This is a genomic window from Olsenella sp. KH3B4, assembly GCA_900111695.1.
Classification (GTDB): domain Bacteria; phylum Actinomycetota; class Coriobacteriia; order Coriobacteriales; family Atopobiaceae; genus Tractidigestivibacter.
The window spans coordinates 146,531-168,854 of sequence record FOHD01000006.1 but is presented as its reverse complement, the minus strand read 5'-3'; the positions used below and the strand labels follow the sequence as shown (position 1 = coordinate 168,854).

The window sequence follows — 22,324 nt, the reverse complement described above, 5'->3', positions numbered from 1 at the left end:
GGACAGTCCCTTTGTCTCATGGGGTGGTGTCGCCTGGTGGCGGCACCACCCTCTCTTGTACGCTAGGAGTTCTACTGCGAGCTCTGCCAGCCGCGGACCATGTTGGCGATGGCATCGACGGCCGCGCGCCTCATGGCCGAGAAGGCGCTGGGTCGCGCGGGGCTCCAGTCCACGGGATTGGTGCGAAGCATCTCACGCGCCTCGTCAATGACTAGCTGGCCGGTCCCCGCCTGGAATGCGTCTGCGCCCGACACGGGCAGGTTGACGTAGATGTCAGCCGCCTGTGCATGAAGGCGGTCAAGCTGGTTGGCCCCACACGACATGGTCCTCTGGGCAATAGCGAGCGGCTTGAGGTCGTTGAGGGGCTCAAGCTTGCGAATCATTCCCACGCCCACCACGGCGTCGACCGAGCTGCGGTCAAAGAGTGGCGTTGGGAGATTCATGCGGCAGCCACCGTCCATGTAGACGTGGCCCCTGTACGTGGTTGGGGCAATGACCAAGGGATATGAGGCCGAGGCACACGCGCAGCTCGCCACGTCCAAATCCTCGCCCGAGATGCAGTTCCAACCGGCGCCCGTGCTCCTGAAAAGCTCGGGATCGTTCGTGAACACCGTGAGTTCGCCCGAGACAATGTCCACCGCCGGCATGGCCACGGGCATGATGAAGTCCCCAAAGGTGTGGATTCCCGCCTCACCCAGAACGCCACGAGCAAGCTCCTGCATCTTCTCGGATTCCACGATGCCGTTCGAGGTCACCATGTTTATCACCCGCAGGCGCAGGTTCTTAAGGGTGCCCGTCTCGACAACTCGGCGGTCAAGTTCAACGAGAAGCTCGGCGACGCGCTGTGGAGAGAGGCCCGCGCCCACAAGGGCAGCGACGAGCGATCCCATCGAGGTGCCCGCAACGGCGCCGATGGTGATCCCCGCTCGAGCGAGGTCCTCGACAACCGCGACCTCGGCGTACGAGCGAAAGCCGCCACCGCAGAACGCAACGCCCACTCCGTCGACCTTGCCCATGCATTCCTCCGTCCTCGCGACAACTACGTTCTAAGGTACCCGGAGAAGTCCCACTCCGTTACTTTTACCTATGCCGCTCGCCGAAGAGAATCGTCGGCGAATGAAAAACAAGAACAAATGTTCGCATTGCGTTAGCCAATGAGGTAGACTGTCTAGTAAAGAACAATCCAGCAGAGGAAGGGGCAAACATGGCCAAGTGGGAGAGACCAGGCAATAAGATGCAGGTCATTGCACGTGAAGAGCAGTCCGGGGACGTTACGGTAGTTGAGTCTGGCTATGCCGAGGACGGGTCACTAATGGTAAGCGAGAACGTGAGCGGCCCATCGTCCAGCGTGGCGTATGGAGAACCGTCGCACAGGGTGCGCGTCATGTTTCAGCCGGAGGTCGTGGGCGCGCTCGCCTCTCTCTTGGGGGAAGGCGCAGGGGCCGAGGAGATTGTCAACCATCTCCGCTCATACTTCCAGGATGGCGAACATGCACTTATTGACCTTATGGATCTGTGCGACGAGAGGGGCGTGTCGTACTCGTATCAGGCGCTTGGGTCTGCCACGGGGGTGACGTATAGGCCTGCGGCAGAAAGGCTCTAGGTCGGCCGCTAACAAAAAAGCCAGACGAGAACTTCTCGTCTGGCCTGCGCGTTCGTGGTGCGCCGTATAGGATTCGAACCTATGACGCCCTGATTCGTAGTCAGGTCCTCTATCCAGCTGAGGTAACGGCGCGTGCGGTTAGATAATATGACACGAATGCGTGCGGGCGTCAAGAACTTTTTCCTGCACACATTCTCGTCGCAAAGACACCACGCACGGATGGGTAACGGGGGGTCCCGCATCGCTTGGGGCTGCTTGAAAAAAAGAGACCGAAGGCGCAGTGCCTCCGGTCTCCTATGCTCACGTCGAAACTTATGATCCGTGCTGGTGGACCAAGCTCGTACGTCAATAATCTGGCGGAGAGCTGGGGATTCGAACCCCAGATTCCCTTGGAGGGAATACTCGCTTAGCAGGCGAGCACCTTCGGCCTCTCGGTCAGCTCTCCGAACGTTGTGCCCAAGCATGATACCCCACAAAGCCAGGTCGCTACAACCCAGTTTTACGAGATGGAGAGTTCCTCAGCCGTTCCCCATCTCCTCACGCAAAGCATTCGTGGAGGGAGGGAACGCTCCATGATCCATCACAATATCGCTGCGGTGCTCGCGAAGCATGTCCCAAGAGAAGCGTGGCACCAACTCGTCTGCCGAGACCTCCTCGCCTTTCTCCGCAAGCCCAACAAGCGAGGCGAGAAAACCGATCACCTGGCGGGCCGTGCGGCCTTCATCACGAATAATCCCCAGGTCAAGGTCATGATCCCGCTTGGAGAGGCGCCTCCCATCCGGGTCTATAAGAAGGGGGACATGCGCGTAGGAGGGGGTTCTAAGCCCCAGCTGACGCTGGAGATACATCTGGCGGGGCACGGAGCCAAGGAGGTCATGGCCGCGCACCACCTGAGTCACCCCCATGAGTGCGTCATCGACAACAACAGCGAGCTGGTAGGCTACCACGCCATCGCTTCTGCGAACCAGAAAGTCCCCACACTCTCGCGCAAGTATCTCGCTGCAGGGTCCATAGACCATATCGTAAAAAGAGATGGTGCCCATGGGGTCCCCTTCACCTGGAACGCGCAGCCTGGTGGCGGGTGGTCGAAGCTTGGATTTGCGAGCAACCTCCTCTGGGGAGAGATTCCTGCAAGTACCCTGGTACACATAGGTGCCGTCGGAGGCATGCGGCGCGGTTGCGGCATGCAACTCGGAGCGCGTGCAGAAGCACGGGTAGGTGAGGCCCTGCGAACCAAGGCGCTCAATGGCCTCGGCGTAAAGGTCCCCGCGCTCGCTTTGGAAGTAGGGACCCTCGTCCCAGTTGAGCCCAAGCCAGGCAAGGTCATTCATCAGAAGGTTGGCAACCGTGCGGTCCTGTGCCCTGGGGTCAAGGTCCTCTATCCTCAGGATCATGCGTCCGCCGGCGCTTCTCGCGGCGAGCCATGCCATAAGTGCCGAGAAGACATTGCCCAGATGCATGCGACCAGACGGCGTGGGCGCAAAGCGCCCTATCACCTGGTCGTTTGCCCGACCGGCGTTAGAGCCAAGCGGGGCTGCAGTGTTTGCGGTGCGGGGGTTTGTCGTGCTAGCACACATCGTCTTGGTCACCAAGCCATGCGCCGTAGAGATACACGCGGAAGGGCTTCTTTTTGTTGGTGCTGCCGTAAGACGCGCTGCCTTCTTCTTGGGGTACTCCGGGGCAAGAGGCCGCCTCCCTCGAGGCGATGCGCTCGAGCCCCAGGTGATCGTAAAAGCCAAAGTCGCAGCCATCGTCCGTTGCCAGGAAGAATCCTGCCGCGCCTTGGGCACGAAGGTAGTTCTGGGCATCCGTAAACAGCGCCCGCCCAATGCCGTGGCCGTGGCACGCGGGGTCAACCGCCAAAAGCGTGACTTCCCAGGCAGAGCGCGCGTCGCCACGCTCGATGAGCTCCTGGGTGAGGACCATCTCAGCGGTGATGGGGGCCAGGGCAACGCCAATTGCCACCTCGTCCTGGGTTCCTGCTGCCCATGGGGCGACGGATTGCAAGTGGTTGCGATACCACAGGGCGCTTGCGCTGACGAGCAAAGCCCCATTGGCCCCTCTCGTGGGACCAACGGCGACGATGCCGGTAAAGCGATTGCAGAGCATGGCCACACGCACATATGTTGCGTGCTCGAGGTGGTGGGCAAGCTCGATCTGCTCGCAAGCGCCACCCCATTTGGCCGGTTCGTCGGGATACCAGGTCTTTCCTATCAGCTCTGTAGCCTCGTCCAGCGTCGCGTCTGTTGGCTGCTCGAGCGTTAGCTTGGGGGCCTGGTGGCCTGTCTCGTCACACGTGCGTTCCTCGCGCCGTGCCATGTAACTGCACCCTCTCATGAATCTTGGAGCTTCTTGCATATGGCGTCATATCTTCTCACAGTACTGGTAACGATGCATTGGGTACCATGCTCGTTGCGAGACCGCGGCGCTCTTTCTCGGCGCTCCCGGCGAAAGGCTGGTGTTGGTATACACGGTGCGAGAAATGCGCGCCGGAAGGGTGGCAACGATGAGCGACAACGCGTCAGAGCAGGATTTTACCCTGGGACGTCCTGTCCTGGTATGCCGGTGGAGGCTTGCCTCTGGCAAGCTCCCCATGGAGAATCGCCACCTAAGAGCACTCGCAAAGCGTGTGGTGAACGGTCGCACGGTTTCCACCCAGTTGGTTGCTTGGGCAAAGCAGCACATCGAGTGGACGCTGCAAGACGGCTCTGCCCTCAACCCAGATGGCGTGCTTATGCTCGTGCTGGACGACAAGGGCCAGGCGGCGATGACGGTGGGGCCGTACGCACCTCTGGAGTCTTCCACCGCATCGGCCCTCGCCAACCGCGCCCTCGAGGCGTCTCGAGAGGCGGAGCAGACCGGGATTGCGCCCGAGACGTTGTGGGTGACCCGTGGCGATACCCTGGTCTGCGGCATGGACGCCTCGGACGGGGCTTCGGGTGCCGTCACGCTCGTGCGCGATCTTGCCAGCACGGTGGGCATCACCGTTGCCTGCGAGGAGGGGATAGCCCAAGCCCTTCTCGCCGGTACGCTTGAGTATGAGGAAGCATTTCTCGTATCCGATGAGCATGGCATCGTGTGCGCCTCGGATGCCACGGGGCCACGTGGTACGAAGCTTGCAGAGGGATATGCACGGCTTCTCGCAGCCCAAAAGAAGAAACGGTAGATATCTCTCACAATGCCGCAGACGGTACTATTTTTGCTGCAAACGGTAAAAGGCGTTGACTAATTCCTGATACGCGACGGCGCCCGTGGCCGGGCGTGCACTACGCAACGGATGGCATCGCCCCAGTTCAAAGAATCCCTAGCTAGATTGGGGTATTTAACCGTATGGGCACTGCGCCAATCGGTCCTTCGTGACATCCTCGTTGCGGTATTAAGCCGGATGCGTTGCGGTATCATAAAAACCGTCTGGGTAACTGCTCTCTGCAGTTTCAAGGCAGAAGCCTCGGGGCCAGCCAGTCCCCGAGTCGCTAAGTTTGGCAACTTCCGCCATAACGGCGGTATTGCTGAGAAGGAGAGGATATGGCGAGAAAATTCAAGTCGATGGACGGCAACGAGGCTGCGGCTTGGGTGTCGTATGCCTACACGGAGGTGGCGGGCATCTACCCGATCACGCCGTCTAGCCCCATGGCCGACCATGTCGACCAGTGGGCGGCCAAGGGCATGAAGAATGTCTTTGGTACTCCGGTCAAGGTCGTTGAGATGGAGTCCGAGGCCGGCGCCGCAGGCACCGTTCACGGCTCCCTTGGCGCAGGCGCCCTCACGAGCACCTATACCGCATCTCAGGGCCTGCTCCTCATGATCCCCAACATGTACAAGATTGCTGCCGAGCAGCTCCCCACGGTCTTCCACGTGAGCGCCCGTACCGTTGCCACGCAGTCGCTGAACATCTTTGGCGATCACTCCGATGTCATGGCCTGCCGTCAGACCGGCTTTGCCATGCTCTGCGAGAGCAACGTTCAGCAGGTCATGGACCTTTCCCCTGTCGCGCACCTCGCTGCCCTCAAGGGCAAGACCCCGTTCGTTAACTTCTTCGACGGCTTCCGTACCTCTCACGAGATCCAGAAGGTCGCTACGTGGGACTTCGACGAGCTTGGCGAGATGCTCGACATGGGTGCCGTCCAGGCCTTCCGTGACCACGCGCTCAACCCCGAGCACCCGCACGCCCGTGGCTCCCACGAGAACGGCGACACGTTCTTCCAGAACCGCGAGGCCTGCAACACCCTCTACGACGAGCTCCCCGACGTCGTTGAGGCCTACATGGACGAGATCAACAAGCGCATCGGCACGGACTACAAGCCGTTCAACTACTACGGCGCTCCCGACGCCGACCGCGTTGTGGTCTGCATGGGCTCCTTCTGCGACACGCTCAAGGAGGTCATCGACTACCTGGTTGCCAAGGGCGAGAAGGTCGGCCTGGTCGAGGTTCACCTCTATCGTCCGTTCTCCATCAAGCACCTCGTAGCGGTCCTGCCCGAGACCACCAAGAAGATCGCCGTCCTCGACCGCACCAAGGAGCCCGGCTCCGTGGGCGAGCCCCTCTACGAGGACGTCGTCTCCGCTCTCTACGAGGCCGGCCTCTCCAACATCGCCGTCATCGGCGGCCGCTACGGCCTCGGCTCCAAGGACGAGCCTCCCGCGGCAGCCTTCGCCGTGTACGACGAGCTCAAGAAGGATGCTCCCAAGCAGGAGTTCACCATCGGCATCGTGGACGACGTCACCAACCTGTCGCTGCCCATGGATCCCGACGCCCCCAACACTGCTGCCCCTGGCACCATCGAGTGCAAGTTCTGGGGTCTCGGCGGCGACGGTACCGTTGGCGCCAACAAGAACTCCATCAAGATCATCGGCGACCACACCGACAAGTACGTCCAGGCCTACTTCCAGTACGACTCCAAGAAGACCGGCGGCGTCACCATCAGCCACCTGCGCTTTGGCGATTCGCCCATCCGCTCGCCGTACTACGTCACAAAGGCCGACTTTGTCGCTTGCCACAACCCCAGCTACATCGTCAAGGGCTTCAAGATGGTCCGCGACGTCAAGCCTGGCGGCACGTTCCTCGTGAACTGCCAGTGGGATGACGCTGAGTTCGCCGAGAAGATGCCTGCCGCCGGCAAGCGTTACATCGCGCAGAACAACATCAACGTCTACCTGATTGACGCCATCGACCTTGCCGCCAAGGTCGGCATGGGCAAGCGCACCAACACGGTGCTTCAGTCCGCGTTCTTCTCGCTGGCCAAGGTGCTTCCTCCCGAAGACGCCATCAAGTACATGAAGGACGCCGCGACCAAGTCCTACATGAAGAAGGGCCAGGCCATCGTCGACGCCAACCACAAGGCCATCGAGGCTGGCGCTACCGCCTACCGCAAGTTCGACGTGCCTGCCGACTGGGCCAACGCCACCGATGAGCCCTCCACCCTCACCCTTGAGGGCCGCGAGGCCATCGTGAAGCAGGTCAAGGAGCTGCTCACCCCGATCGACATGATGGACGGCGACAGCCTGCCCGTCTCCGCCTTCGAAGATCACGCCGACGGCCAGTGGGAGCTTGGTGCCTCCGCATACGAGAAGCGCGGCGTCGCCGTCATGGTGCCTCGCTGGGATCCCACGAAGTGCATCCAGTGCAACACCTGCTCCTATGTGTGCCCGCACGCCACCATCCGTCCGGTTGCCATGACCGAGGAGGAGGCCGCTGCCGCCCCCGAGGCAATGCGTACGACCGACCTCAAGCTCCCCAAGGGCACCGGCTACAAGTTCACCATCGCCGTCTCTCCGCTGGACTGCATGGGCTGCTACAACTGCGTTGCCATGTGCCCCAAGAGCGACGTCAAGGAGGGCGGCGCCCTCACGATGGTGCCTCAGGAGTCCGAGGCCGATCAGGCCGAGGTCTGGGATTACGCCGTCAACAAGGTCACCGAGAAGAGCGAGCTCGCCGGCGACTCCAACGTCAAGGCGTCCCAGTTCCACAAGCCGCTGCTTGAGTTCTCTGGCTCCTGCGCCGGCTGCGCCGAGACCAGCTACGCTCGCCTCGTGACCCAGCTCTTTGGCGACCGCATGTTCATCTCCAACGCCACCGGCTGCTCCTCGATCTGGGGCAACCCCGCTGCCACCTGCCCGTACACCACGAACGCCGAGGGCCACGGTCCCGCGTGGAACAACTCGCTGTTCGAGGACAACGCCGAGCACGGCTTTGGTATGGAGGTTGGCTACGAGGCCGAGCGCGACCGCGTCGTTGCCATGACCGAGGCTCTGCTCGAGTCCGGCGCCTCCGACGAGCTCAAGACCGCTGCTACCAACTGGCTTGAGGCTCGCAACGATGCCGCTGCCTCCAAGACCACGGCTGCCGCCTTCGTCAAGGCCCTCGAGGCCGCTGGTACCCCCGAGGCAGAGAAGCTCCTGGCCGAGAAGTCCTACCTCACCAAGAAGTCCTTCTGGATCTTCGGCGGCGACGGTTGGGCGTATGACATCGGCTTCGGCGGCCTTGATCACGTCCTGGCCCAGAACCGTGACGTCAACGTCTTCGTCTTCGATACCGAGGTCTACTCCAACACGGGTGGCCAGGCGTCCAAGGCGTCCAACCTCGGCCAGGTCGCTCAGTTTGCTGCTGCCGGCAAGACGACCAAGAAGAAGTCTCTCGCCGAGATTGCCATGAGCTATGGCTACATCTACGTTGCCCAGGTCGCCATGGGTGCCAACACCATGCAGACCCTGAAGGCAATCCGCGAGGCCGAGGCCTACAACGGCCCGTCGCTGATCATCGGCTACAGCCCCTGCGAGATGCACTCCATCAAGAAGGGCGGCATGACGCACTGCCAGGAGGAGATGAAGCGTGCCGTCGATTGCGGCTACTGGAACCTCTTCCGCTTCGATCCTTCTGCGCCCGATGGCAAGAAGTTCTCGCTCGACTCCAAGGAGCCGAAGGGCGGCTACCAGGACTTCCTGATGAACGAGGCTCGTTACGCTCGTCTCGTCAACGAGTTCCCTGGCCGTGCCGAGGAGCTCTTCGCCGAGAACGAGGAGGCTGCAATGGCTCGCTATGCACACCTTCTCAAGCTCAAGGACATGTACGCCGACGCGTAGTGTCTGCAAGGTAAGACCTGCTGCCGGCTAGTCCGTGCAGCTCGAGAGGCCCCCGCCGCAAGGTCGGGGGCCTCTTCTCATGTGCGGCTCCGCGCCGCCTCCGCCGCCCCCCCCGCACTCCCACTTCCCGTTCTCTATCGGCATGTGTGAAAAAGACCTGGCGTTCGCCCTGTTGGCGAGCATCGGAATTAACGGATACCGATAAAGAATGGGGGGCGGGTGACGGGGATTGGGGGCAGGTGGTGAGCCGGGTCAGTTAGAGGCCTTGCGTGCGGTACCATGGAGGGGCCGCCACGCGAAGCGGTGGCCAACGCTGGTGCAAACGGAGGCAGCCGTGAATCCCGTCATCGTAATCCCCTCATACTGGGCCGAGAGCAAGTCTCGCGGCCTCCTGGGGGAGCGCGGCTCCTACGACTACTCCACGCCCATTACCAAGCCGCTGCCAGAGCTCGAGATATGCCTCTCGTCGCTTGAGCAGGTGCGCGGCGTCGACCGCGTCATCGTCCTTCTCGTCGCCGCTCCATCATGCGCTGCATCGGCACGCGCTCGCGTCGACTCCATCTGCCGAAGCCACATGGACCTGAACCCCATTGTCATTGGCGACGAGGAAGCGGCAGCCGTCAAGGAGCAGTGCGCTGGTATGAGTGCCAAGCTTCAGGGCGACCCCATTGCGCTGCGGGGCTACGGTGCCATTCGCAACATGGGCCTGGCGGTTGCCTCGGCCTTTGGCCACGACGCCGTGGTCTTCCTTGATGACGACGAGGTGGCGCTCAACGAGGACTACCTCATCGACGCCGTCTACGGCCTTGACTCTCTCACCCGCCAGGACCTGCCCATCCTTGCAAAGAGCGGCTGCTACGTAGACGTGCGCAGTTCCCCCTACGCGCCCGTCCAGACGGAGTGGTGCGAGCGGCTGTGGTCCAAGCACGTTGGCTTCAACGAGATGATGAAGCGCTACCTCACCTCGCCAACGCGCATTCTCCGCTCAAGCTACCTTTGCGGCGGGTGCTGCTCCATCCACGCCTCCGCGTTCACGCGGGTGCCCTTCGACCCCTACATAACGCGCGGAGAAGACCTCGACTACCTTCTTGACCTGCGTGCCAATGGCATCGACGTGTGGTTTGACAACACATGGCACGTGCGCATGCAGCCTCCGGAGGAGATGGCGTCTACGCCATCCATCTTCATGCAGGACGTCTATAGGTGGTTCTACGAGTACCGCAAGCTCGAGGCCATGAACGGGCGCCGAGACCTGCGCACCGTCACCCCCGAGTCGCTCATGCCGTACCCGGGACCATGGCTTACCCCACAGGTGCGCTCGCGCGTGAGGGGCACGGCCACCCGACGGGCCCTTGTGGGGCGCGACCGTGCAGACTACCTGCGTATCCTGCGCACCGGCTGCCGTGAGGCGGATCGATACGCGCAGGTAGCAACCACGTGCTACCTCTCGTTTGCAACTATCTGGCCAAGCATCGCATCGTCTGTCTGGAACAGCCGCTACCTTCAGCGCGAGCTCCTGAGTACAGGCTCGCCCGCGAAAGGAAGCTCCCATGAGTGATGACAACTCGGCCTCGCTCTCGCCAAGCGTCATAAACATCGCCCTTAGTGCCGTGACGGCATTCCTGCTGCTTCTTGTAGCGTGGGGCGTCGCGGAGGGTAACGTCACGGCCTCCATGCTTGCGGGTGCGGGGCTTGCCGTGGTCATCGTGGCATTTGGTACCATCAACCTGGTGCCGGACACCATGCGCGCCGAGGCAACCGAGAGGACTCTGGCCATTGCCTCAGAGACGCTGCGCAGCTGCAACCACGGTCTTACGCCCGACAACGCCGCCCGCATCTGCCGTCTCCTCCTGCCCGAGACGGCGGCGGTGGGCATAGCCGTCACCAACACCAAGAAGGTTCTCGCCTACGAAGGCAAACACGGCGTGGGCACGCCGGTTGGAAGCGAGAATACCGTGCCCACCCTCGAGGTCCTCGAGAGCAAACGAATGGAGACCTTCGTCTCCATGGATGACGGGGACCAGACGACAAGCCGCTTCAGTCTGGTCCAGAACCGCTCGGGACAAACCTTTGGCATCATCGTGCCTCTCCTCGTGCAGGATGAGCCCATGGGAACCATCAAGCTCTACTATCACAGCGGGACGGACATCGACCGGACCCAGCTGGCCATCGCGAAGGGCTTTGGGGAGCTGCTTTCGACGCAGCTCTCCTCCTACGAGCTTGACCGCCAGGCAGAGCTTCTTGCACGTGCCGAGGTCAAGGCGCTCCAGGCGCAGATCAACCCCCACTTCCTCTTCAACACGCTCAACACCATCGCCTCACTTACCCGCACTGACCCAACAAAGGCGCGTGACCTCCTGAGGGAGTTCTCGATTTTCTACAGGCGTACGCTAGAGGGGTCCGACCAGCTCATCCCACTCTCGCGCGAGCTCGAGCAGACGCGGCGCTACCTCAAGATCGAGAAGGCCCGCTTTGGCGAGGACCGCATTCTGGAGGAGGAGTTCGTGGAGTCCGGCTGCGAGAGCCTCCCCGTGCCCTCGTTCCTGGTGCAGCCCATTGTTGAGAACTCCGTGCGCCACGCCATGCGCGAGGAGGGCGCGCTCCACATAGACATCCACGTTGCCGTGGACGGCAACGACGTGCTGGTGGCAGTGGCAGACGACGGCCTTGGCATGGACCAGAAGACGGCCGACAGGCTCTTGGCCGCGGCCTCAAAGCCCTCTGGCGAGGAGAAGGGCACCGGCATTGCCCTCAAGAACGTTGCCGAGCGCGTGGAGCGCTTCTATGGCACGGGTTCCGGTGTGGAGATCATCTCCAAGCCAGGAGAGGGAACCTGCGTGACCCTGCGACTGGGCGAGGCGGCCCTGACGTTGCATAACGGGTCCAAGGGGTAGCATACTAACGGTAAACGGTAGGCAAAGATGCTTCTTTGCGTGTCTGCGGCGGGACGTGAGTCGCAGTCGGAAGGTAGGTTGTTGCAATGCTGCGTGCGATGATTGTCGATGACGAGGCTCCCGCCCGTTCCGAGCTGCGTTACCTCCTCGAGGAGACCGGGCGCGTGGATGCCATCACCGAGGCGTCGAGCGCACGCGAGGCGGTCGAGCGACTCATGGAGGCGCGTGCGGACGTCATCTTCCTTGACGTCTCGATGCCCAAGACCAACGGCATGCAGCTCGCAGAGGCGCTCCACAAGCTCAAGAACCCGCCTGCGGTAGTCTTTGTGACCGCCTACAGCGAGTATGCACTCGAGGCCTTTGACGTCGATGCTATCGACTACCTCATGAAGCCGGTGGAGACCGACCGTCTCAACCAGGCGCTGGACAAGGTGCAGTCCCGCGTGAAGCCGCAGCCCCAGTCCCACTCCTCTGTGGAGCGCATCCCCGTGGTGAAGAGCGGCCGCAAGGTGCTCGTGCCCATCGACCAGATCCGCTACATCGAGGCAAAGGACGACTACTCCTGCATCTACACGGATGACGACCGCTACCTCTCCACGATTTCGCTTGCCAAGCTCGAGCAGAAGCTCGCGCCGCACGGTTTCTTCCGCGTGCACCGCGGCTACATCGTGAACCTCGAGTACGTCGAGGACGTCGAGGTGGTCTCCAGCGGCATCCTCCAGCTCGGGATCAACGGCATCGAGGGCAAGAAGATCTCGGTCTCGCGCCGTCGCGTGGTCGCCCTCAAGCGGGCCCTTGGTCTCTAGGTGCTTAGTGGGGCGCTAGACGAGAAGGCATGGCCAGGATGCGGTTTGACATCATTTCGGATACGCATGGGTATCTCTCGAAGAGGCTGCTCGACGAGCTTCAGGGTGCAGACACCATAGTCCACGCGGGGGACATCTGCTCCGCGTCCGACTACCGCGCGCTCGGCCAGATTGCTCCGGTACAGCTATGCCTGGGTAACAACGACTGGTCATACGACTTTGGCCCCGAGGTCAAGCGTGTCAAGATCTTCTTCTCGAGCGGGTTGCGCTGGGAGGTCTGCCACCATCGCGAGCGGCTTGATCTCAAGCTCTGCGACATTGCCATCTGCGGCCACACGCACCGCCCGTTTGTCGAGAGGGATCGTGCAACAGGCGTGCTGTTAATGAACCCCGGCAGCCCTACCTACCCGCGTTCCGGTGGCCCCAGCATGGGGCGCATCATCTGCGAGGAGGGCAAGGTCGTCTCGGCGCGCATTATCCCGCTCGACGAGGTGCGGTAAACCTCAGACCCCGGATCGTTGACATCGCTGCGGGTGTGACTAGCAGTTAGGTGAGGGGCCTTTGTCATAGGAATTGAGTTCCAGGGCCTCTCGGAGCTGTTTTCGTACGGCCGTGCGGCGCTTTGCTGGAACGATGACTTGCTCTCCGTTAGACAGCAGGACCTTGGTGGTCGACATTGATGTGACGAACCTTGCATTTACTGCGTAGCTGCGGTGTACGCGCACGAAGGTGGCCGGGAGCCTTTCGAGCATCGATGATAGCGAGCACCTCGTGCGAAACGTCTCCCTTAAGAGATGAATATCCACGTACTGATGGGCGGCTGCGAGGTACACGATGGCACTGGGGCGTACGGCATGCGATACACCCTCGGTGTCATGGACGTAGAGAAGCGAGTCCTGCTCATATCCCTTGGTGTCTGGCATATCAAGGGACGTCACAATGGGGGCAGGCGCATCGCGCCGCTTCTCGACGGGAGGAATTGAGATGTGCAGGTGGACGAGCTGAGGCCTTTCGGGCACGCCGGTATACCAGACGAGCGTGGCGCGTAAGGATACGGCGGGGCGCCGTCCTCCTGAGCAGCTGCCTATGAACACTACAGAGTTTTCGTTGCTCTGAAAGACTATTGTCGGACAACCAAAGGTTAGGTCCAGCTTTGTGAATAGCGGCGCCATCTTAGCGAAGTACTCCATGAACGCGTGCGCGCCGGCTACAGTGGTTATCCCAAATGGCCCAACAAAGGTAAGGCTTTCCGAAAGAAAGCGGGCACACTGCTCAGGGATGCCCTGCGCACAAGAGACCAGAACTAAGGTACTCAAGTCAAGCACGCTGTGGACTGCCATGACGGGCTCACCTCTCCCCAAGCGCAAGACAATATGCGAACTGCATAAACGCTTGTAGGTTACTACCGAGAATGCGTCCCTTCAGTATACGGAAAGTGGTTTCACGTGAGAAGAGAATGAACGGTGGCCTAAGACTCGCTAACCGTGCATTGGACTTGAACATAGCGAGCTTGAGGCAAAGCATCGCGCAGCTATTGTTGCCCTAAAATGCTTTGTAGTTGCAAAAGAGAATTCAGCATAGAAGGGTATTCCGCTCGTGATTTCCGGTCATTGGGACCAAAAGGAAAGAGCTAACCGGATATTCTGATAAAAGGATACAAGGGGAAATGACTAGGTCGCAATATTGGCCAACCGGCCCTGGGGTCTACTCTGCAGAGGCCGAGATGCCGCACTTATCTTGGCGAGTCCTGCAACCGGTTAGACCCGAACAAAATGAACGATATTCGTACTACGAGTAAGGGGTTGGTCACATGAGTAGGAAGCTCGCGAGGCAATCGCTCTTTGCCCTGGCGGTGCTTGTCAGTGCGCTTATGATGGCTGGCCTTGGCCTTGCCGGAAGGCAGGCGTACGCCACAGAAAGCGGAGAGGGCTCTCCAATCAAGGTTACATTCCAAGCGGGTGACGGCGGTACTGTTGGTCCCGAGGAGAATCTGGTCCAGACCTTCTCGTCTAACGACAAGGGCGAGGTTGCTGCTGTTACGGCAACGCCTTCCGATGGCTATGTCTTTGTCGACTGGAAACGCGATGGCGTCGAGGTGAGCACCAGCGCAACCTTCGCGCCCGCCAAGGAGACGGCCACCTACGTTGCCAGCTTCAAGGCTGCGGATTCCAACGATTCCGCTTCTGCAAACGCAGGTGAGGTTGACCTTGATTCAAACCCCGATCACCTCACTGGTCCCGAGCAGGCTGACGGAACCATCGACGAGAGCGTCTATCCCGAGGTGGACTTTGGCTCCTCCGTGTCGCCGAGCCGTCTTCTTGGTATGAGACTCATGGCGCTGCCTACGGCATCTACCCATCCCACCGAGCCCGGTCAGGTTGTCCTCTCAAAGACGGCGACCCCTGTTGACGGGATGGTCAACACGTGGGATGTCTCGGTGCGCGTTGAGGGCAAGGACACCACCAAAACTAGTGACGTCGTGCTCGTTATTGACCGCTCGGGCAGTATGAAAGACAACAACCGAATGGTGCGGGCTAAGGAGGCTGCAAAGAAGTTTGTGAGCACGCTTCTGCCTGATGGGAACGATGGGAACACGCGCATCGCCATCGTCTCGTTCGCGAGCGACGTGACAACAAACCAATCTCTTACACACAATGTGAGCAGCCTCAATAACGCCATTGAGAATCTTCAAGCTAAAGGTGGCACCTTCACCCAGGCAGGGATAAAGCAGGCAGAGGCGATTCTGGCGAACTCGAACGCAGATGTTAAGAACATCGTGATCCTGTCCGATGGTGAGCCTACGTATAGCTATGACATCACCAACGCCGAGAGCCATCTCGCTCTTACCGAAAATGGTTATTACGAGACAAGCACGAATATCCCTCAAAGCGCGTTTAACTATAGATCTCACGCTGGGGGCGGCACAAACATGTTCACCTTCGGCGGTCGTTACAACGGGAGATACTGGTACTACAACCACGGCAACAGCACCATCGCCGAGTCGACCATCGCGAAGAACGCTGGCTACACCATGTGGACCGTTGCGGTGAACGCCGGAGATACGGGCAAGAGCGTCCTGTCCCAGTGTGCGACCGATGACACCCATGCAAAGTCGACAGAAGACCCGACGGAGCTCGCGAAGATCTTCACCGAGATTGCCGGCAACATCAAGGCGGCCGTACAGGACGCCAAGGTTAGCGACCCCATGGGTGCCGGCTTCACAATTCCCGCTGGCAGTGTGAGCAACATTACGGCAAGCCAGGGAACCGCAACGTACAATGCTGGCAATAAGACCATCAACTGGGAGATTGGAACGCTTTCCAACACCATCGACGGCGACTCCACGGTGAGGTACGCGCAGCTTACCTACCGCATCGAGATCGATGACACCATCCTCACTGCAACGCCAGAGCCAGACGGCAAGTCGTACAAGACCAATGGCGAGACGGTCATCAATTACAAGGACGCCACTGGTGCTGACCAAACGGGGGAGTTTGTCTCGCCTACCGTCGACCCCGTCCTGCTCGTGGTACAGAAGAAGCTCTACGACAAGAACAATAACGAAGTCACGAACAGCGACCAGACGTTCTCTGTCAACGTAAAGGGAGATGCCAAGAGCAGAGAGGCCTACGATCAGACCTATACCCTCAAGCCTGGCGACAGGAAGGTCCTAACCAACCTGCGTTGGGAGGATACCTATACCGCCACAGAGACCGGTTACCCCGATGGCAAGAGCAAGGATGACTACACCACCGAGGTGAAAGTGGGTGATGATGTCACCAACACGTTCACCGTCAATTATGGAGACGATGACAAGAACATTGTTGTCACCAACCGCGAGCAGCCTACGCTCACGCTTTCGAAGACGGTAACAGGTGGCCTGGCCGACAAGACCAAGGAGTTCACGTTCAACGTCACCGTGAAGCGCGGGGACCAGACCGTCATTGACAACAAGACGTACACGCTCAAGGATGGCGACAGCAAGACCATTGCGCCAGATAGCGGTGCCCTGCTCCCCGGCGACCAGGTCACCATAACCGAGGCCAACGGCGATGGCTACACCACCACATACAAGGTTGGGGACGCATCCGAGCAGAACGGCTCTGAGGCAAGCTTCAGCCTCTCCGGTGACACCACGGTGAGCTTCACGAACTCCAAGCCACCGGTTCCTATCACTGGCCTCGACGGCAATGAGGGGATTCCCATCCTGCCCGCAGTGTTGGGTGTGGGTACCATCACCGCCGTCCTGTGCGTTGCCACAACCCGGCGTCACGGCGTGCGAGGGGAGTGATGCCCAGCCACTTTGCCCCTACGTCGGGGAGCGCAGAGCCCACGGACGAGGGTTCGGAGCCGTCGCTTGCGGCGGAGCTTCTACTTCTCGTCCTCAAGATCGCGTTTGTTCTGGGCTTTGTCGCAATGGTGTTCCTCTTCGTCTTTGGTCTGTTCCAAGCGCCTGACGAGAGCATGTCGCCAGCGCTCAGAGAGGGGGACCTGGTCGTGTACTACCGCCTGGAGAAGAGCTATGCCGCCGGTGACGTGATTGTGGTCGACGATGGCGACTCCAAGGAGCTCCGCAGGGTTGTTGCGGTTGCGGGCGACACGGTGGAGTTCTCCTCAGACGGGCTGGTAATCAACGGCTACCTGCAGAGCGAAGACAAGATTTACACCGAGACGCTGCCGTTTACGGAAGGCATCACGTATCCAGTGACGGTTGGCGAAGGTCAGGTGTTCGTGATGGGCGACAACCGTCCAGAGTCGAAGGACAGCAGGCTTTACGGTCCGGTGGACATCGACACGAGCACGGAAGGAAAGGTCATGACGGTGATTAGAAGAAGGAACTTCTGAGAGCCGTGTGATAGACAAGGCAAGTCGCGTCCCCTGGGGCGCACGTCGAAAGGAAGATGAGATGAGAAAGAACAGAGGGTTTGTCGCACTTGCGTCCGCAATTGCGCTTGCCGCGGCGCTGTTTGGCGGCGTAAGCACCGCGCTGGCAGCGACTGCGACTGTACCGCAGGTCCAGAAGCAGCTTGGCCTCAACCCGGGTTCCACGGTGTCGGCGACCTTCACGTATAGCATTACGCCCAAGGAGCTCTCCACTGGCACCGGCAACGAGAAGACCTACACCGATGGCCCTACTGCCGCGATTGCTGACATCACGCTGACTGATGCGTCCAGCTCTGCAAACAACACTGGCAATGGTGCCATCACCTTTGGTGGCAAGTCTGACGCCAGCGCCTTCACGCACGCCGGCGTCTATGCCTGGACCATCAAGGAGAACACCACGCAGAACACCGGCCTTGGCACCTTCCAGGATGACCCGAAGGTCTACACCCTCATTGCCACCGTTGTTAACGGCGACAATGGTCTTGAGTTCAGCTCTTTCGTGATTGTGAAGGGTGAGGCCACGAGCGTAACCAACACATCCAAGGCTGACGCGCTTAAGTTCGATAACAAGTACACCGAGACCACTAGCGAGAACAACACTAACCTCACGATCACCAAGGCAGTTGAGGGAGAGCAGGGTGACAAGAGCAAGCAGTTCGAGTTCACGGTGACCTTCACTGCTCCTACTGTGCTCCCTGAAGGCAAGACTGCTGCAGATGTCCTGAACGCTATCACTGCGACCGCTAACGGTGCTACCGTTGTTAAGATCGACAACGCTGCTGACGGCGCTACTACCCGCACCATCACCTTCACGGCTGCTGATGCCCAGGACGTGACCTTCTCCAACGTCCTCGTTGGTACGACCTATTCTGTTCAGGAGACTGCGGTTGATGGCTACGCCCCGTCCTGGAAGGCTACTGCCAACGGCACCGAGAGCACCTCTCAGGCGAACCTGCTCATTGGTGAGAACGCCAACAACGGCACCATGACCAACACCCACGAGGACGTGACCCCCACGGGCCTCGTCATCAACAACCTGCCCTTCATCATGCTGGGCTGCGTTGCCGTCGCCGGCGTTGTTGCCTACGGTGCTGCTAAGAGGAAGCTCGAGAAGTAAATGCCCCATTCGCTATCCCGTCGGCTGGCCCGTGGGGCCCTACGACTCGCTAATTGGCTGGTCGACGGGATAGTTCTCTCTGTGTTGCTGCTCGTCGTTCTCTTCACCGCTTACTCGGTGCTCGACAACAACCGGGTGGAGGGCCAGGCAAGCGAGGAGAACTTTGCCTCGTATCGTCCGGCAGAGAACAACGACCCAAGCTTCGAAGAGCTTGCGGCATCCAACTCAGACGTGGTTGGTTGGCTCACGCTCTACGGAACAGGCGTTGACTACCCGCTGGTTCAGGGGCCAGACAACGAGAAGTACCTCAACACCAACGCAAAGGGCGAGTTTGCCCTTTCCGGCTCGCTTTTCCTGGATTACCGCAATGCGCGGGACTTCACAGACCCAAGCACGGTGATCTTTGGCCACCACATGGAGAACTCCCTCATGTTTGGCGACCTGGACAAGTTTGGTGACGAGGAATTCTTCTGGCAGCACAGGTACGGCAACATCTACTACGGCGGCAAGAACCACGGCGTTGAGATATGCGCCTACCTTCTTGCCGATGCGTACGACGAAGTTGTCTATAGCACGACGGTTGGGAGCTCTCCATCTATGGCTGAGTTCCTAGCCTATCTAAAGGCTCACGCCAAGTTCTGGCGAGATGGTGCGATCGGCGAGAACGATCACGTGCTGGTGTTCTCGACGTGCGGGTCCGGGACCAATGACCGCCACATTGTGGTGGCTCGCATCACGGACGAGACGTACGAGAACACCTTCACCGACGAGAGCGTCTCCAGGACGCTTTCCGGCACCGCCGACAAGGGTTTGGCGCTGTGGGCAAAGATTGGTATTGGGTTGCTCGTGTTCCTGCTCATTGCGTGGGTGGTTGGCGCACCCTCGCGGAAACGCAGCGGGAACAACAGGAGGAGAAGGATAGATGGGCGCGATAGAGGATAGGCTGTACGCACGGGCGCGGGCGCATGCCCTCGCTGCCGTCTGCATGCTTGCGATGGCCATTGCGGTTGCCCTGCTCGCCGCGCCTTCGCGTGCGCTTGCAGCCGTTGTCGACCACTTCACCGTGGGGCAGGAGTTCTCGAAGACCGGCATGGTCCCCGAGGAGCTGAGCAGCACCTTCACCTACCAGCTCACGCGTGTTGAGGGAAGGGACGGCGTGGCGCCGCTGCCAGCTAATGCGGAGGGCGACACCTACACGTTTACCCTGGATGGCGATACGAGCAAGGACATTTCGCTGACGCTGGGGAACACTGCTGCGGCGGATGCACTGACCTTCTCGCATGCGGGCGTCTTCTCCTATCAGCTGCGTTGCGTCACGGACCCCTCGGGGACTGAAGGGCTCACCGTGGACGATACCGTCTACGACGTCGAGATCGAGGTCAACAATGCTGACGACAGCCTTGCAGTATCGCATGTGGTGATCAGGCGTGAGTCCGATGGCTATAAGCCGGACGCCGCGTCGTTCTCGCACAGCTTTGAGGGACAACCCGAGCCTGTGCCTGAGCCCGAGAAGCCCGTCGAGATTCTGGGCGTCAAGCTTCCTGTGGCTGGTGACTCTACGTGGGGGCTCATCCAGCTGAGCACTGCTATCTGCATTGGTGGCGCCGTGCTAGTTGTCATGGCCATTCGTCGCAAGAAGAAGGAGCGTGCGGCGAGGTCGTAAGCGCGGTGTTGGGCGTCCGGCGCTTGTGCGACGCCCGAGGTCTTCTTTTCGACAAAAATACTAATCTGCTGTGCCCTCTGGCGTCTTTTCGGCGCCGGAGGGCGCATTTCGTACGGAATCCCGTTGGAAACCCCAGCTCCGGCGTTGCAATCTCGCCGGAGGGCGTGTTACAGCAGCAATCGTGTACAAAAGGCTCCTCCCGGCGTCATGTTCTCGCCGAGAGGAGCATTTCCGCAGCGGAGAAGAACGGAACCTCGTCTCTGGCGTCTTTTCGGCGCCGGAGGGCGCATTTCGTACGGAATCCCGTCGGAAACCCCAGCTCCAGCGTCATTTTCTCGCCGGAGGGCGCATCCTTGCAGCCTCTGCGCAGGAAACCCTTGCGTTGGCGTCATTGTATTCGTGCGCGATGACTTCCTCATTCGTGCTCGGTGACCTTCTCGTCCATGAGCAAGGGCACCACGAGCTTGGTGTAGAGCGCGAGCCAGATGAGAGACACGCAGAAGCCGGCAAGCACGTCAGAAGCGTAGTGGACGCCCAGGTAGATGCGACTGATGCCGATAAGGACAATCACCAGGCCAAAGCCGATCACGCACAGCCAGCGCACGAGTCGGTCGCGCTCGTAGTGCCATACCATCCAGGCAAGAAGCCCGTAGAATGCCATCGCCACCATGGAGTGCCCGGAGGGGAAGCTATAGCCCGTCTCGGCAATGAGGCGGAACCCGTCTGGCCTTGGCCGCTGAACGAACTGCTTGAGCAGGACATTCAACGCAACGGAGCACACTAGGTTTACGGCAGCGCAGGTGCCCGGCCTGCGGCCCGGGGCAAACGCCTCCACTGCCAGCAGCATGACGAGAAGCACCACCGGTTGCGCAAGCTCGGAGATGGACTCCATGTACGGTGTGAGCCACGGTTGGCGTAGAGTCTGAACAAAGAGCAGGTAGGCACCGGAATCGAGCTTGGTGAGCTCGCCCTCGCCAACCTCCTCAAGAAGCCAGATAAAGATGCAGGCCGCAGCTGCCGCAAGGACAAGGCGCAGGTTCTCTCGCAGGAGCCTTCGAAACGTGTGGCCCTTCTCTGCAAGATGTTCGGCCATGCGGGAGTCCTTTCCAGTTCGCGTGATACCAGAAGGGGCGGACGCCGAGAAGGCATCCGCCCCGCGTTAAGCACAAGTCTAGGGCATGCTGCGTAGCGCGTGCCCCGCGCTGCCCCTTACAGGTACGCCTCCAGCTCCTTCTTGAGCTCGGCCTTGGGCATGTTGCCCACCATGGTGTGCGCGGGCTTGCCGTCCTTGAAAAGGATGAGCGTGGGGATGGAGACGATGCGGAATCTCGTTGCGAGGTCCGCCTCCTCGTCCACGTTGCACTTGTAGACGTCGAGCTTGTCGCTCAGCTCGCCGGAAATCTCCTCGACAACGGGGCCAAGGGCGCGGCAGGGACCGCACCAGGACGCCCAGAAGTCAACAAGGACCGGCTTTGCGGAGCCGGATACGATGGAGTCGAACTTGTCGATAGTGATAGGGGTTGTAGCCATGTCTGCCTCCCAGCGGATGCGGACGCCTTCGCCCGCGGTTTCGTGTCGAAACGGCTTATACCCGATTTACACTGGGTGTGACATGGGGTGCAAAATGCTATCTCCATTATCACATGTGAGCGGCCGCTGGCTCTGGCGAGCGGTGTGGGGGAGGACGCAATGGCAACGGAGCGGGATAGGCGCCGCGAGGCGTACGTGGGAAAGGCTCGGGCTGAGCTCTCCTCGCTCGCGGCGCGCGGCGTGCGCATGGGCGGCAACGCGTTCTCGGCCGTGGTTCTCGCAAAAGGCGAACTCTCACCAGAGGAGCGCAACGGCGCCGAGCTGCTCTCTGGATCGGATGGCGTGGCGCTGAGAAAGTCGCTGTCCAGGCTGGGCTACGAGCCGGAGGACTGGTGCACGCTCTTTCTTCCGGCGCCGGGAAGCGCTGGCGCCCTGGACGCCTCCGCCGTACGCGAGACGCTGGCGGCGCTGGACCCAGCAACCCTTGTGTGCTGCGACGATGCGGCGGCGCAGGCCGTTCGCGACGCCTTTGCAGACAACCTGGCTTCCCTCCAGAGCCTGCCAGAGGCCATGCTGGAGCCTGGTTATGTGGTCTATGTGCGGGGAGTCCGCGTTCTGGCGCTTGGAGGTTTTGCGGCAGCTCTGGGAGATCAGCGCCAGAAGCAGGTCATGTGGGCATGGCTCAAGCAGATACCTCCTCTTGGAGAGCCCTTCTAGTGTTCAGCTGACCTGCATACGCGGTATCCT

The 22,324-nt window shown here is 60.5% G+C and carries 19 protein-coding genes and 2 tRNA genes; 13 read left to right on the top strand and 8 right to left on the bottom strand.

Annotated features, from left to right (window positions below):
- Positions 1–71: 71 nt before the first annotated feature.
- A complete protein-coding gene (locus BMX94_RS07475) occupies positions 72–1,016 on the bottom strand; it encodes a patatin-like phospholipase family protein (RefSeq protein WP_091005244.1) in 945 nt (314 codons plus the stop codon).
- A 188-nt stretch (positions 1,017–1,204) separates the two neighbouring features.
- Here BMX94_RS07475 and BMX94_RS07470 point away from each other — a divergent pair, with 188 nt between their 5' ends.
- Positions 1,205–1,603, top strand: coding sequence for a hypothetical protein (locus BMX94_RS07470; protein WP_091005242.1), 399 nt, complete (start codon positions 1,205–1,207; stop codon positions 1,601–1,603).
- A gap of 55 nt (positions 1,604–1,658) precedes the next feature.
- Here BMX94_RS07470 and BMX94_RS07465 read toward each other — a convergent pair.
- The 4 genes from BMX94_RS07465 to BMX94_RS07450 form a co-directional block, all read right to left on the bottom strand.
- Positions 1,659–1,735: transfer RNA gene (locus BMX94_RS07465), tRNA-Arg, on the bottom strand.
- Between the two features lie 222 nt (positions 1,736–1,957).
- Positions 1,958–2,048 (bottom strand) — tRNA-Ser (locus BMX94_RS07460).
- 73 nt (positions 2,049–2,121) lie between these two features.
- The gene (gluQRS, locus tag BMX94_RS07455) at positions 2,122–3,180 is read right to left on the bottom strand and encodes a tRNA glutamyl-Q(34) synthetase GluQRS (protein WP_091005278.1); all 1,059 of its coding nucleotides are present in this window, start codon (positions 3,178–3,180) and stop codon (positions 2,122–2,124) included.
- The gene (locus BMX94_RS07450) at positions 3,170–3,922 is read right to left on the bottom strand and encodes a GNAT family N-acetyltransferase (protein ID WP_177171372.1); all 753 of its coding nucleotides are present in this window, start codon (positions 3,920–3,922) and stop codon (positions 3,170–3,172) included. The genes gluQRS and BMX94_RS07450 overlap by 11 nt, the downstream gene beginning before the upstream one ends.
- A 187-nt stretch (positions 3,923–4,109) precedes the next feature.
- On the opposite strand from BMX94_RS07450, the gene BMX94_RS07445 reads away from it, so the two are divergent.
- From BMX94_RS07445 to BMX94_RS07420, 6 genes are all read left to right on the top strand, one after another.
- Entirely contained in the window at positions 4,110–4,769 is a 660-nt protein-coding gene (locus tag BMX94_RS07445; RefSeq protein WP_091005239.1) for a hypothetical protein, read from the top strand.
- A gap of 359 nt (positions 4,770–5,128) precedes the next feature.
- On the top strand, positions 5,129–8,683 hold the full coding sequence (gene nifJ, locus BMX94_RS07440) for a pyruvate:ferredoxin (flavodoxin) oxidoreductase (RefSeq protein WP_091005236.1): 3,555 nt from the start codon (positions 5,129–5,131) through the stop codon (positions 8,681–8,683).
- Between the two features lie 334 nt (positions 8,684–9,017).
- Complete coding sequence (locus tag BMX94_RS07435) at positions 9,018–10,241, top strand: glycosyltransferase family 2 protein (RefSeq protein ID WP_091005234.1); 1,224 nt, start codon at positions 9,018–9,020, stop codon at positions 10,239–10,241.
- Positions 10,234–11,577 (top strand): sensor histidine kinase, encoded by a 1,344-nt coding sequence (locus BMX94_RS07430; RefSeq protein WP_091005232.1) that lies wholly within the window; start codon positions 10,234–10,236, stop codon positions 11,575–11,577. The genes BMX94_RS07435 and BMX94_RS07430 overlap by 8 nt, the downstream gene beginning before the upstream one ends.
- A gap of 86 nt (positions 11,578–11,663) precedes the next feature.
- Complete coding sequence (locus BMX94_RS07425) at positions 11,664–12,383, top strand: LytR/AlgR family response regulator transcription factor (RefSeq protein WP_174519234.1); 720 nt, start codon at positions 11,664–11,666, stop codon at positions 12,381–12,383.
- 38 nt (positions 12,384–12,421) lie between these two features.
- Positions 12,422–12,883, top strand: a complete 462-nt coding sequence (locus BMX94_RS07420) for a metallophosphoesterase family protein (protein WP_091005230.1) — start codon at positions 12,422–12,424, stop codon at positions 12,881–12,883.
- A gap of 39 nt (positions 12,884–12,922) precedes the next feature.
- Here the strand turns inward: BMX94_RS07420 and BMX94_RS07415 are convergent, their stop codons facing one another.
- Positions 12,923–13,723 carry a LytR/AlgR family response regulator transcription factor gene (locus BMX94_RS07415; RefSeq protein ID WP_091005228.1) on the bottom strand — a complete coding sequence of 267 codons (801 nt, stop codon included), beginning with the start codon at positions 13,721–13,723 and terminating at the stop codon, positions 12,923–12,925.
- Positions 13,724–14,193: 470 nt separating this feature from the next.
- Here BMX94_RS07415 and BMX94_RS07410 point away from each other — a divergent pair, with 470 nt between their 5' ends.
- The 5 genes from BMX94_RS07410 (at position 14,194) to BMX94_RS07390 (ending at position 20,047) form a co-directional block, all read left to right on the top strand.
- Positions 14,194–16,674, top strand: coding sequence for a vWA domain-containing protein (locus BMX94_RS07410; RefSeq protein ID WP_091005227.1), 2,481 nt, complete (start codon positions 14,194–14,196; stop codon positions 16,672–16,674).
- A complete protein-coding gene (gene lepB / locus BMX94_RS07405) occupies positions 16,674–17,228 on the top strand; it encodes a signal peptidase I (protein WP_091005225.1) in 555 nt (184 codons plus the stop codon). Before BMX94_RS07410 ends, lepB begins: the two co-directional genes overlap by 1 nt.
- Positions 17,229–17,289: 61 nt before the next feature.
- Positions 17,290–18,384, top strand: a complete 1,095-nt coding sequence (locus tag BMX94_RS07400) for a DUF7601 domain-containing protein (protein ID WP_091005223.1) — start codon at positions 17,290–17,292, stop codon at positions 18,382–18,384.
- Between the two features lie 81 nt (positions 18,385–18,465).
- Positions 18,466–19,326, top strand: a complete 861-nt coding sequence (gene srtB / locus BMX94_RS07395; RefSeq protein WP_286160051.1) for a class B sortase — start codon at positions 18,466–18,468, stop codon at positions 19,324–19,326.
- Complete coding sequence (locus tag BMX94_RS07390; RefSeq protein WP_091005220.1) at positions 19,307–20,047, top strand: Spy0128 family protein; 741 nt, start codon at positions 19,307–19,309, stop codon at positions 20,045–20,047. Before srtB ends, BMX94_RS07390 begins: the two co-directional genes overlap by 20 nt.
- 415 nt (positions 20,048–20,462) lie before the next feature.
- On the opposite strand, the gene BMX94_RS07385 is transcribed toward BMX94_RS07390, so the two are convergent.
- Positions 20,463–21,140: a phosphatase PAP2 family protein gene (locus tag BMX94_RS07385; RefSeq protein ID WP_091005218.1), complete on the bottom strand. Its 678-nt coding sequence runs from the start codon at positions 21,138–21,140 to the stop codon at positions 20,463–20,465.
- A gap of 116 nt (positions 21,141–21,256) precedes the next feature.
- Positions 21,257–21,577 carry a thioredoxin gene (gene trxA, locus BMX94_RS07380; RefSeq protein WP_091005217.1) on the bottom strand — a complete coding sequence of 107 codons (321 nt, stop codon included), beginning with the start codon at positions 21,575–21,577 and terminating at the stop codon, positions 21,257–21,259.
- A 159-nt stretch (positions 21,578–21,736) separates the two neighbouring features.
- Here trxA and BMX94_RS07375 point away from each other — a divergent pair, with 159 nt between their 5' ends.
- A complete protein-coding gene (locus BMX94_RS07375) occupies positions 21,737–22,294 on the top strand; it encodes a hypothetical protein (protein WP_091005215.1) in 558 nt (185 codons plus the stop codon).
- Positions 22,295–22,324: the final 30 nt, after the last annotated feature.